The sequence below is a fragment of the Ruminococcus sp. AF17-22AC genome, assembly GCF_003460065.1.
In the GTDB taxonomy this organism is placed as follows: domain Bacteria; phylum Bacillota; class Clostridia; order Lachnospirales; family Lachnospiraceae; genus Blautia_A.
On sequence record NZ_QRXT01000013.1, the window covers coordinates 1 to 12,626 of the forward strand.

General features: G+C 41.4%; 12 protein-coding genes. 10 read left to right on the forward strand and 2 right to left on the reverse strand.

Features of this window, described 5'->3' with window-relative positions; genetic code table 11:
* Positions 1 to 228: 228 nt before the first annotated feature.
* Positions 229 to 507, forward strand: coding sequence for a hypothetical protein (locus DWW86_RS14545; RefSeq protein ID WP_015543413.1), 279 nt, complete (start codon positions 229 to 231; stop codon positions 505 to 507).
* Here the strand turns inward: DWW86_RS14545 and DWW86_RS14550 are convergent.
* A complete protein-coding gene (locus DWW86_RS14550; protein ID WP_072522559.1) occupies positions 477 to 1,685 on the reverse strand; it encodes a metallophosphoesterase in 1,209 nt (402 codons plus the stop codon). The two genes, DWW86_RS14545 and DWW86_RS14550, sit on opposite strands and share 31 nt — an antisense overlap.
* A 141-nt stretch (positions 1,686 to 1,826) precedes the next feature.
* Here DWW86_RS14550 and DWW86_RS14555 point away from each other — a divergent pair, with 141 nt between their 5' ends.
* The 3 genes from DWW86_RS14555 (at position 1,827) to DWW86_RS14565 (ending at position 3,968) form a co-directional block, all read left to right on the forward strand.
* The gene (locus tag DWW86_RS14555) at positions 1,827 to 2,660 is read left to right on the forward strand and encodes a SpoIID/LytB domain-containing protein (RefSeq protein ID WP_072522560.1); all 834 of its coding nucleotides are present in this window, start codon (positions 1,827 to 1,829) and stop codon (positions 2,658 to 2,660) included.
* Positions 2,661 to 2,734: 74 nt separating this feature from the next.
* Positions 2,735 to 3,544: a M23 family metallopeptidase gene (locus tag DWW86_RS14560; protein WP_227196729.1), complete on the forward strand. Its 810-nt coding sequence runs from the start codon at positions 2,735 to 2,737 to the stop codon at positions 3,542 to 3,544.
* Between the two features lie 181 nt (positions 3,545 to 3,725).
* Positions 3,726 to 3,968, forward strand: a complete 243-nt coding sequence (locus tag DWW86_RS14565) for a GIY-YIG nuclease family protein (protein ID WP_072522561.1) — start codon at positions 3,726 to 3,728, stop codon at positions 3,966 to 3,968.
* A 53-nt stretch (positions 3,969 to 4,021) separates the two neighbouring features.
* Here DWW86_RS14565 and trhA read toward each other — a convergent pair whose 3' ends face one another.
* A complete protein-coding gene (gene trhA / locus DWW86_RS14570; RefSeq protein ID WP_117943811.1) occupies positions 4,022 to 4,711 on the reverse strand; it encodes a PAQR family membrane homeostasis protein TrhA in 690 nt (229 codons plus the stop codon).
* 188 nt (positions 4,712 to 4,899) lie between these two features.
* Here trhA and DWW86_RS14575 point away from each other — a divergent pair, with 188 nt between their 5' ends.
* The 6 genes from DWW86_RS14575 to DWW86_RS14600 all read left to right on the forward strand — a co-directional run bounded on the left by DWW86_RS14575 (position 4,900) and on the right by DWW86_RS14600 (position 12,590).
* Positions 4,900 to 5,463: a LytR/AlgR family response regulator transcription factor gene (locus tag DWW86_RS14575; protein WP_117943812.1), complete on the forward strand. Its 564-nt coding sequence runs from the start codon at positions 4,900 to 4,902 to the stop codon at positions 5,461 to 5,463.
* A gap of 342 nt (positions 5,464 to 5,805) precedes the next feature.
* Positions 5,806 to 6,363 carry a hypothetical protein gene (locus tag DWW86_RS14580; protein WP_117943813.1) on the forward strand — a complete coding sequence of 186 codons (558 nt, stop codon included), beginning with the start codon at positions 5,806 to 5,808 and terminating at the stop codon, positions 6,361 to 6,363.
* A 221-nt stretch (positions 6,364 to 6,584) separates the two neighbouring features.
* Complete coding sequence (locus DWW86_RS14585) at positions 6,585 to 7,289, forward strand: hypothetical protein (protein WP_117943814.1); 705 nt, start codon at positions 6,585 to 6,587, stop codon at positions 7,287 to 7,289.
* A gap of 194 nt (positions 7,290 to 7,483) precedes the next feature.
* Positions 7,484 to 8,923, forward strand: coding sequence for an extracellular solute-binding protein (locus DWW86_RS14590; protein WP_117943862.1), 1,440 nt, complete (start codon positions 7,484 to 7,486; stop codon positions 8,921 to 8,923).
* A 35-nt stretch (positions 8,924 to 8,958) separates the two neighbouring features.
* Complete coding sequence (locus DWW86_RS14595) at positions 8,959 to 11,952, forward strand: bifunctional diguanylate cyclase/phosphodiesterase (protein WP_117943815.1); 2,994 nt, start codon at positions 8,959 to 8,961, stop codon at positions 11,950 to 11,952.
* 89 nt (positions 11,953 to 12,041) lie between these two features.
* Positions 12,042 to 12,590 (forward strand): stage V sporulation T C-terminal domain-containing protein, encoded by a 549-nt coding sequence (locus DWW86_RS14600; protein WP_117943816.1) that lies wholly within the window; start codon positions 12,042 to 12,044, stop codon positions 12,588 to 12,590.
* The last annotated feature ends 36 nt before the right edge of the window (positions 12,591 to 12,626 follow it).

Below are 12,626 nucleotides of genomic sequence, written 5' to 3' on the forward strand. Positions count from 1 at the left end.
CTCCTTTCTTTTCAAGGGTTTCAAGTGTGTAATCGGGTTCGAATCCCCGATGTCTCATTAGAAAGCACTATCATTTCGATAGTGCTTTTTTTGTACTCGGAAAAAAGTTAAAACAAAGATGCACTGTCGTTCTAAACAAGACAACTGCTGCATATATTATATTACATATGTAGTAGTGGGAAGTGCGCAGTCCCGGTGCTTTTTATGGAGAATAGCAGGAGGTTCATTATGAAAAATATGAAGGAAAGGTTTCATAAACTGATAACTGTAATTCTTTGTTTTCTGGTAAGTATGGTTCCGAAGAGGGATGAAGTAGATGTATCTGTGATCGGACAGGCTGTTACTGCATCTCCGGTTAATGGAAATGCAGCTGGCGCAGCAACTGTCTCTGCAGAAAATATGGATAAAGATGTGAATATGTGGATAGTGCACAATCGAAAACATCATCGCATGTGGAAAAAACTTTTTTTCTGGCTTCAGGGTCCGGGTGATACGAAATTGACCTGAATTGAGCAGATTTCGCTGTCCGTACCTAATCGCATGGCGGGTCCCCAGACACCGGCACCGGAAGTTACAATGCAGGTCATGGCATCCTTTTGGCTGATGCCACATGGATTCTCCCACATCGGTTTGATGGTCAGATTTCCGGGAAAGGTCTGTCCGTTGTGTGTATGACCGCACAGATCTAAATCAGTACCCGCGTCAGCAAGTTCCTGAAGTTCTTTTGGCTGATGATCAATAACAAGGATCGGTTTGTCCCTGTCCAGCAATTTGGTAAGCTGGTCAGGGGCTTTTCTTGTTTCATGGATCTTTTCTATGAGGGAGGCATCTTTGCGTCCGACAATATAAAATTTGTTATCTATCAGGACACTTTCGTCTTCGAGAAGCTTAATATTGGATTTACGGAGAAATTCATTCATGCGTGGATCTTTTACATCTGAGATATTATCTCCTTTGTGATGAAAGGTAAATCCGGCAAGAATTGCCTCGTTCAGATCATGATTTCCCCAGCATGCATATACTCCATAAGTGGATTTGATGGAACGCAGAACCTTTGAGAGCTTTTCGGGACTGCGGATCGCATCATATTCATTGTCAAAAATATCTCCGGCAATGCAGACAAGATCAGGTTTTTGCTTATTGATTTTATGGACAAGTTCATGTGCATGGATGACACCGGCATTGTAACCGAAATGTGTGTCAGCGACGAGAACAACTTTAAGTTTATCTGTATCGGGAACAGTTTTATTTATCGTAACTTCATAAGGTGTTACTTTAATGTATTTTGCATGGATAATTCCCCGGATACACAGACCAATGATTAGCAATACACAGACAGCACCTGCAACATTAAAGGCAATTCGTGAGTGAATCCACGATACTCTGCATACATATTTGAAAAATAACCGTCCGAGATCAGCCGCCATCACGATCATCAGTGAGTAAAGGAAAATACCGAGAAAATAATTTCCGGTTACTTTTAATGCGCGATGTAGCACTCTTGGCTTTTTAATAAAGAAACCGGATACAAGGCTGGTCGCGACTATGGCATAGATAATTGCGAAAATAGTGCGAAATGCCATAGTACGCAAAATACTGTGACAGCTGCCCATCCACAAATATGCCCATCGCAGAATATACAGGTTGAGGATAATATAAACAGGTGCAAGATAAATTGCAATCATATAAAACCTCCGAAATTTTTTTACATTATATAATGGATGTTTTTTGATGTCAAAGAAAGAAAAAAGGGAAAAATATCGAATTTACTTATAAAGTATGGATGATTTTCATATATTAGAGTAAAACGAGCATGGAAGATAAATATGAAGGGCAGAAAACAATCGTGGGTTACAAAAATTTTTCTGTTACTGACACTTCCATATCTGGTCACGGTCTTTGTAAATGGTCCGGAGGCAGTTGCTGTAAATAAAACAACAGATATGGAAAACATACTTCCGATAATTTTAAGTGAGCAGATTTCTCCGGAATATCGGATAGAGACGCTTGAAGCACAGGCAGTCATAGCAAGAAGTAATCTTATGCGAAAGCTTCAGGAGCAAGCAGACACAGGTTCCATTCTTTGTGAAATCAGCAATAACATAAAACAAAAAGGATGGGTATGGAAAATTCCGGAAAAATGTTATGAGACAGCGGTGAAAAATACGCAGGGTCAGATACTTACTGTGGAGGGAGAGTTAAAACTGGTACCTTATCATGAAATCAGTGCCGGAGAAACAAGAGACGGGGAGGAAGCTTTTCATGATTCGCAATATGCCTATCTGAAATCGGTGGATAGCAGTGCAGATAAAGATGCGGCAGAGTATTTAAGCAGTACTTATGTATCAGAACAACAGCTTCCAAAAGAGTTGGCGATTAGTTCACGGGATAAAAGAGGATATGTGCAGAGTCTGACGGCAGACGATAATATATTAGAAGGAACTGCGTTTGCATCCGGGATGGGAATTGCATCGCCGGCATTTTCCATGCAGAAGCTGGATGGCAGAATACGCTTTTTAAGCAAAGGAAAAGGGCATGGGCTTGGTTTTTCTCAATATGGCGGGGATGTGCTTGCAAAAGAGGGAAAAACATGGCAGGAAATTTTACATATTTATTTTCCATTGATGGAAATTGAAACAGAAGATTTTGATTATATTTAGTAAAATTGAATATTTTTGCATATACTGGACACCCTGTTAATACAGAAATGATTATAAGCAGAGGTGAAAAGAATATGGCAAATAACAGAATTGTAAGGTACGTAACAAATACGGCGCTTCTGGCGGTTCTTGCAGCGGCGGGAATTGGAGTTTATCAGCTCGGAACATCCGGAACGGATGTGGAAATTCAGGAAGAAGCACCATCGTACCTGAATGACACGGCAGATAACAAAGAGAATGAGGATTCGGCAGTAGATGCGGGAACCAGTCTTGTAGAAGCGGAGATGAAGGACGAAGGAACAGACACTGAAAAAGAGATGAGCGGTGTAGAAAACACAGTACTTGCAGACAACGAAGATGCAGATCAGACATCCGTACAGACCGTAGATGGGAACGGAGCAGCACAGAGTGCAGTCAATACAGAAAGTGTAAGCACTTCTGCAAGTGCCGAAGCAGCTCCAAAACTGAGTTTTTCGGAAGATACGCTGATGGAATGGCCGGTAGATGGATCGATCCTGTTGGATTATAACATGGATCAGACGGTTTATTTTCCGACGCTGGATCAGTACAAATTAAGCCCGGCAATTTCTGTTCAGGCAGTGGAAGGAGCTCCTGTTCTGGCATCTGTTCCGGGAACTGTTTATTCAATTGAGGAAGATCCGCAGACAGGAACTACCGTAACTATGGAAATCGGAAGTGGCTATCAGGCAGTTTACGGGCAGTTGAAGGATCTTACTGTTGAAGAGGGTGACACAGTAACAAAAGGTACAGTGATCGGGTATGTGGGGACTCCGACAAAGTATTACAGCAAAGAAGGTAGCAATCTTTATTTTGCAATGAAAAAGAACGGAGAACCTGTGGATCCGATTGCATATCTTCCGTAAATGGTTCACAAAAAAGAAAGTACAACGTATAATAAAGCAGGTAGGAAATAAAAATTCGTAGCCGGCTGCTTTATATAGAAATGAGGGTAACTGCCGGAAAGAATGGCGGTTATCCTTTTACATAGAGCAAATAAAAAGGTTGTTACATAAGATACAGCATGACCGGTAAAAGAGGAAAAGGATGAACTATACATACATGATGAAATGTGCGGATGGTACACTTTATACGGGGTGGACAACCTCGGTGGAGAAACGTCTGAAAGCGCATAATGAGGGGAAGGCCGGCGCAAAGTATACGAGGGCAAAGCGCCCGGTGGAACTGGTTTACTATGAGGGATATGCAACGAAAGAAGAAGCGATGAGCAGGGAGTATGCGATTAAGCAGCTTACAAGGAAAGAAAAACTTGCCCTGATGGATTTTTGAAAGAGAAATAATATTATTCTAGAAAGAACTTTCATAAGAAAAATACCCTGCCGTTAAATTGGCAGGGTAGAGATGAAGCAATACATGAGGATAAAGTGGCAGGCACTTCCAAGCATAATGAATACATGGAAGATTTCATGTGAACCGAAGTCTTTGTGACGGGCATTGAATAAAGGAAGTTTCAAACCATAGATGATGCCGCCGACGGTGTAAATAATGCCTCCTGCGAGAAGCCAGCCGAAACCGGCACGCGGAAGAGAATGAAAAATCGGGACAAAGGCAAGGACGCACAGCCATCCCATACCGATATAAAGCACAGAAGAGAGCCATTTCGGGCAGGTGATCCAGAGTCCCTTAAGTAGAATGCCCAGGATCGCAACGCCCCATACAAGTCCACAGAGGATATAACCGATACGGTTATGCAGTGCAATCAGGCAGATCGGTGTATAGCTTCCTGCGATCATAACAAAGATCATCATATGATCCATCTTACGCAGGCGTCGGTTAACAGTTTCGGTAGAATCAACGGAATGATAAACTGTGCTTGCTGTATAGAGAAGGATCATAGTGAGGATAAAAACTGCCAGTGCCACGATATGAAGCGGAGCATTCTCACCGGAAGCAGCCCGTAGCAAAAGAGGAGCGGTACCGGCAATTGCCAGAAGCATCGCAATTCCGTGTGTGATGGCACTCCACGGATCCTTTAAATTTAATTTTGAGACAAGTGAGTTTATATGCATCATAGTAAACGCCTCCTAAACTGTAAAATAGGTATGAGATAATTAAAAACATATCATGTAGTAATCAATACTACATAAGAAGTATGCTAAAACTATAACACTTTTATACATATTTGTGAAGAGAAAATTTATTAAAAGAATCTAAATTACTGTTCACAGGTAATATTCCGCGAGGCATTTTGTCATGAGTAATGGAAAAATCCCGAGACATACGGGGCAAATATCTTGTAACAACAGATCCTGAAGAAAAGTTCTTTTTGTCTGCACAGCAGCGTTGTACGTTTGTGTGGGAGAATACCGGCAATGGACTGCAGATCAGTCATATCCATATTTCCAATCCAATAGGTGAGCTGAAAATTGCTGAAGATGAAGCATTTCCTGATACAATGGGAAAAATGGCAAGTCACTATATGAAAGAAGAAATTTTACGTCTGACCAGTGACAGGAAACTGTCTGTCTGTGATGTTAACGGATCCCTGATGTTTTTGCAGCTGTCTGATGTTATGTTTATTTCTGCACTGGGTAAAGAAACTGTTGTCAGGACTCTTACAGACTGCATTTTTGCAAAAAACAGTATTAAAGAACTTGCACAGCAGACGCAGGATTGTTTTGTTATGACTCACAGAAGTTATCTGGTCAATCCGCAGTATATTACGGCTATCAGACGTTATGCTATTACTATGCGGGATGGTACAGAGCTCCCGGTTCCACGGAAAAAATATGATGAGATTCGCAGACAGATTCTTTCGGTATAATTTCAATATGGAATTATACCGAAAAACAATTTTAGGACCATATATATTTATTTATTAATACACATCTTTAATCGTACATTTCTTTATCAATTTTTATCTGAGTTTCTTTATTTCCATATCATGATTTTTCACACTGAAATATTATTAATTATCATATTATCAAGATGTTTTCATGTATTATATTTCACTTTGTTTTTCGTTCCATTATTGTACGTTTCATTCTTTAGATGTTGAAAAAAAATATTTCAGAGAAGTATTATAAAAATAACTATATTTTTGTGAATTGATATTCTTTAATGAAAAATTCTGAAAATTAAGAAAAGGCGGTGGAGAACAGAAATAATGAAGATAAAGAAGAAACAACAAATCAGAGGACCTTCTGAGAATTCCGGAAGGACAAAGACGAAATGGTACCGCAAAAAGTGGCTCCGTGTAACGGCGGTCTGTCTTGTGACAGTGCTTGTTGTATCGGAATTTGTAATTCATTATACAGCACAGCAGGAAATACAGACAGATTTCGGACCCGAAACACTTCTGGACGCACAGATACAGGAAGTACTGAAAGATCCAATGAAAGTGCTTGAAGCATTTAAGGATGCAAAGAGACAACTTCAGGATAAACAACAGAAACTTCTTGATGCATGTAATAAGGCCGAAAAACTCATTAAAGAAGAAAAATACGAAGAAGCTATAGAACCGGTTGATTATCTTCTGAAGGAAATGGAACTTACAGAAGAAGAAAAGATACAGATGAAGATGACCAGAACGGCGCTCTGCTTTTCAGCAGGAAGATTTGATGAAGCTATGGAGGGCTGTACAGAACTCATAAATCTGGACCGGAGTGAAGAGGGATATTATTACTTTATGTTTCTCTTACATCACCGTCTGATCTTACAGTAGACAACATCAACAGCAGTAACGGAACCGGAGATGTTACGATCCGGGTAGATGGAAATCTGAAAGATGTTCCGGGAAAATCTCCGGCAGTTAAAGCAAAAAGAGCAGATCTGTCCGCGGCGGATGGCGACATCGGAACAACGGATAATCCATTCAGTGTCAGTGTTTCAGAAGTCAAAGCAAGCGCAGATAATGTTTATCTCGAAAATGACAGAGATCTTATCGTGGATGAAATCCACGGAAAGAGAGAAGATGGCACTGTACAGATCAGAGTTGACGGTGATCTGACCGGTAAAACGGCAGATTCCATGATCAGCGGCGGACATTTGGAAGCAGAGATCAATGGCAGTCTGGGTACACCGGAAAACAGAATGAATACAGATGTGGACAGTATCAAAGCAAAAGCTGATGATATTTATCTGAATAATATTTCAGATAAAATGGAAATCAGAGGAATGACAGCAGAGGACATTGACATTATCGCAAGAGGTGATGTATCTGGAAAAGATGTAGATTCCAGTAATCTTGTGATCCGTTCCAATGGACATACTGGTTATGAAGATAATCCTCTTCTGATCCATGTCAGCGGAAACGTAGATATCAGTTCCGCATATGGCGAAGTTCATTATGTCAACAGTTACCGTAAGGTGAAACCTTCTAAGAAACCTGATAAAAACAACGGTGATGATCAGAATTCAGGAAAACGGCCTGAACAGGAAACAGACAGGAAACCTCAACAGAAACCATCTTCCGAAAAAGAGGAGGAGAAGAAGTCAGGCCAGGATATTCCGAATCAGAAGACAAAAGGAATTCCTCTTTCTGTAAAGACTGGAGATTCCACACCGACGGAAGTAAATCTGTATCTGGCATTACTTTCCCTGGCAGCAGTAATTCTTCTGCTTAAGGAAAAAAGAAGAAAGAACAGATAAAAAATATCTGAAATAAGATTAATAGGGGTTGCCGTACTGAGCAGGAATCAGTGCGGCAGCTCCTTTTTCTGTGCAGAAAATGCGGAAAATACAAGGTAGCTATTGTTGAAGACGTAGTCCTGAGATGGTACAATGGTACCAGGTTATGCTTGAAAATTGTAAAGATATACAGAAGGCTCAGGGAAGGAGACAACATGAACCAGAAGAGAATAATCACTGTACTGGCAGGAAGTGCACTGCTTGCAGGTCTGCTTACAGGATGCAGGGCAGAGTCCGGGATCGGAAAATCAGAAGAACCGGTAAACCTGACGGTATGGACTTATTATAACGGAGAACAGCTGGATGCATTTAATGCTCTGGTAGATTCTTTTAATGAAAGTGTAGGTAAAGAAAAGAATATTGTTGTAGAAAGTTCCAGTCAGGGAAGTGTTAATGACCTGGAATCAAATGTAATGGATGCTGCCGAAGAAAAAGTCGGTGCGGCCGATATGCCGAATATTTTTTCTGCATATGCAGATACTGCGTATAAATTAGATCAGGCAGGTCAGGTGGTCGATCTCAGTGATTATCTGACTGATGAAGAAAAAAATGAATATATAGATGCTTATTTAAAAGAAGGTGATTTCTCCGGTGACGGCAGTATTAAGATATTCCCGGTTGCAAAATCTACAGAACTTCTTTTTCTGAATAAAACGGACTGGGATAAATTTGCAGAAGCAACCGGCGCAGACGAGTCAGATCTGGAGACAGTAGAAGACCTGGTAGAGACTTCAGAGAAATACTATAACTGGACAGATGAACAGACAGAAGAACCAGATGACGGTAAGGCACTGTTTGGAAGAGATGCAATGGCAAATTATATGTTTGTAGGTGCGAGACAGCTTGGAGGAAATCTTTTTGAAGTGAAAGACGGTAAGATGACGTTGAATTTTGACAAAGAGATTGTCCGTAAACTTTGGGACAATTATTATGTTCCATATGTAAAAGGATATTTTGCGGCATCCGGTCGTTTTCGCAGTGATGATATTAAAACAGGAAATATTCTGGCATATGTGGGTGCAACTTCAAGTGCCACATTTTTCCCGACACAGGTAATGACCAGTGACACAGAATCACATGATATTGAACTGGAAGTACTTACACCGCCTGAGTTTGAGGGAGGAAAAAAGGTTGCAGTACAGCAGGGAGCCGGAATGGTTGTGACGAAAGGCTCTGATGAAGAAATCGAAGCGAGCGTTGAATTTTTGAAATATCTTACAGAACCGGAGAACAATACCAGCTTTTCTATTGGGTCGGGATATCTTCCGGTAACCCAAAAAGCAAACGATATGGTTGAGATCAGAAAGGGTGGAACAGATCTTCCAAAATCTATGGATAAGGTTCTGACAAAAGCTGTTGAAACAGTAAATAACAATGAATTATATACAACACCGGCATTTGAAGGCGGGCAGGATGCCCGTTCAGTACTGGAATATTCGATGAGTGATCTTGCAGATGCGGACAGAAAGGCTGTTCAGGAAAGAATTGATGCCGGACAGACGATGGAAGCGGCAACCGAAGAATTTCTGACCGGAGAATATTTTGACAGATGGTATGAAGATACGCTGACAAAATTACAGACATATGAGGGTTAGTGTATTCTGAAACTGGAGAAGGAGGATTTTTCCGGATGCATCAACAGAAGAAAAAAGAAAAATCGATTTTTCAGTCAATATTTAAGGCAATGCTGATTGTATTGATAATAGAACTGTTCCTTTTAGTGGCTACGCTGTATTTTGGAAACGTAGGGAAACAGCTTAACAAGAATGCCGTGGATATTCTGAAAAAACAGGTGGAAAACAGACAGAATTATCTGGAAACCACTATGGTAGAAAATCAAAATCTGTCGTCTATATCCGGCATATTGAATAATGCTGTAGAAAGCAGGATTGCATCAGGACTGGATATTGAAAAACTCGATTCTGATGAAAAAGCCTGTGCATCTCTGATGGAAGAAACCAGTGACAGTCTTATCAATGTGCTGCGCCACAGGTCGGTCAATGGTATTTTTGTGATATTTAATACACATGATCTTGATGAACGTGAGACAGATTCTGTATTGCAGGGAATTTATATCAGAGATCTGGATCCGATGACAGCGGCTTCCGAAAGAAATCATGATCTTCTGCTTGAGCGTTCGCCGGTGCAGCTTGTTAAGTCTCTTGGGATTTCTACGGACAAGGGCTGGACACCGGGAATAAAATTCAAAAATAACAAAACTGAGGGAATTCTTTATCCTGTTTTTCAGGCAGCATATAAGGATGGTGGACAGCTAAATGCAGTGGATTACGGACGCTGGACAAGTACACCGTATACTCTGCCGGGAGATGACCGTTCAGTGGTGGCATATTCTGTTCCGCTGATTTTGGACGATGGAACAGTATATGGTGTCATAGGTGTGGAAATGCTTACGACTTATCTGGAGACGATGATTCCATATACGGAACTTCAGAATAATAATACAGGTACGTATATTCTGGCTGAGACAGGAGAAGATCTGGACTCAGATACTGTAAATGTAAAATCTGTAGATGTATCGTCAAAAGAAGGAACACTGAAAGGTACAGTGGGTGAAGACATTACGTTGAACCGGCTTTCCAGAAATATTTATGAAATGAATGCCGGCAAAAAGAAATACATGGTATCGGCATATCCGCTGGAACTGTACAACAAAAATGCGCCATTTTCAAAAGAACAGTGGATGCTGATCGGTGCAGTAGAGCAAAAAAATCTCTATGCATTTGGAAATCAGGTTTTTGCAATGCTGAAGCTGACAATTTTGATTACGCTGCTGGTTGGTGTGGTATGCAGTTATATTATCAGTCGGCGTCTGGCAAGTCCGATTGCAAAACTTTCAGAGGAAGTGGCAGAAGCACAGGGAAGCAGAAATACGATTCCGAAACTTTCCAGCACAGGAATCCGTGAACTGGATCAGTTTTCTGATGCGATTACACAGCTCAGTCAGGATGTCCTGAACACTTCTACGAAATTCCTGCGTATTATGGAAATGGCGAGTGTGGAGATCGGTGGATATGAGATTCGGTTTGATACAGGAAGTGTATTTTTTACAGAAAATTTCTTTGCCGTGATAGGAGCGCCTTTTAGTGCAGATGCTGTTTTGAATCTCGACGAGTTTCGAAAGATACTGAGAGAATTTACAGAAAATTATTTCTTCAAATCAGAATCAGGTGATACAAATATTTACTGTGTCCGGCTTCCGAAGAGAGGTCTTCGTTATGTACGAATGGAAGTGAAAATGGAAGGCTGGGTACAGGTTGGCCTGGTGGAAGACGTGACAACTGCTATGATGGAACGTCTCCGAATCGAACATGAAAGAGATTATGATGCACTGACCGGTCTGCATAACCGTCGTGCATTTAAACGGGAAAGTGAAAAGATATTCAGTCATCCGGACAAGATCGGCCATGCTGCTTTGGTTATGATGGATCTGGATAACCTCAAGTATACAAATGATACATTTGGTCATGACTGGGGCGATGAATATATCCGTCAGGCAGGATGTTGCCTGGAAGAAGGCACACCGAAAGGAACGTTAAGTGCGCATATTTCCGGTGATGAGTTTAATCTTTTATTCCATGGATATAAGAGTCAGGATGAGATTCGTTACCAGCTCGATAAGTTGAGAAAAGCAATCGAAAGAAAGGTCATTCGCCTGCCGAATGGCCAGAAGCTGCATTTAAGTATTTCCAGTGGTGTGGCATGGTATCCGGAGGACAGTAACAGTCTGGGAGTTATGAGAAAACATGCGGATTTTGCCATGTATCAGGTCAAAAAGACAGAAAAAGGCAAAATTGCAGAGTTTAATCAGGATATTTACGAAGAAGAATTTCGTGACAGTCAGATTCGGCGTGAATTTCATCGTTTTGTGGAAGAAGAACTGGTTACGTACTACTTCCAGCCGATTGTTTCAGCCAAAACCGGTGAGATTGAAGCTTATGAGGCTCTGATGCGATCAGAACTTCCGATATTGAAGAGCCCGGATGTAGTTATGAAAATTGCACGTGAAGAAGGTGCATTGCGTGAAATTGAGCGTATGACATTATTCCACGCGACACAGGAATTCAAAGAACTGAAAGAAAAGAATCTGATTAAGGGAGATGCACTCCTCTTTGTAAATTCCATTGCGAGCCAGCATATGGACAGAGAAGACGAGGAAGAATTTGCAAGGCGTTTTAAAGATCTGGCAAAGCAGCTTGTCATCGAGATCACAGAGGAAGAATCGCTGGATTATCACGCACTGCAGCACAAGAAAAATGCGTCGGCATTCAGTGGTGTCTTTGCACTGGATGACTATGGAAGCGGTTACAGTAATGAAAAAAGCCTTCTCGATCTGGCACCGGGTTATATTAAAGTCGATCTTTCGATCATTCGCGACATTGATACGGATCCGGACAAGCAGCAGATCGTGGAAAATATTGTTGCGTATGCGCATAAGCGTGACATGAAGATTGTTGCGGAAGGGCTGGAAACACCGGAAGAGATCAACAAAGTTCTGGAACTTGGTGTGGATCTGCTTCAGGGATTTTATATTGCAAAACCGCATCCTATTCCGACAGGCATCAATCCGCTTGCATTAAAAACGATTTCACAGTTTTACACATAATTCTCCTGTTTTTCCATATAATAACGGTACAGCAAACGACACTTGTGAAGATATAAATATGGAAAAACAATAGGAGGAACATAAAAAATATGAAGGCAACAGGAATCGTCCGCCGTATCGATGATCTCGGAAGAGTTGTGATTCCGAAAGAAATTCGTCGCACATTGCGGATAAAGGAAGGTACGCCGCTTGAGATTTTTACGGATAAAGAAGGCGAAATCATCCTGAAAAAGTATTCGCCTATCGGAGAATTGAATCTTTTTGCCAAAGAATATGCCGAGGCACTGGCTCAGGCGACAGGAATGGTCGCATGTATCACAGACCACGATCAGGTGGTGGCGGCAGCAGGGCAGAGGAGCAGGGAATTTGCCGGTAAGGAGATCAGCAGGGAACTGGACAGAGTAATCTCAGACAGAGAAATGCGTTGTTTTCATTCCGGGGAACGCGGAAAAATCTCTCTGGTCGAGAACCAGAAAGAAAATGCGGGAGCAGTGATCGTACAGCCAATCATCTGCGCCGGAGATGCGATTGGTTCAGTATCACTGATCGGAAAAGGCAATGGAGAAAAGTTCGGAACCCCGGAAAAGATGCTCGTACAGACGGCTGCAGGGTTTCTTGGACGACAGATGGAATCATAAAATAATAATAATAAAAATGGAAGATTTTCGGAGAGC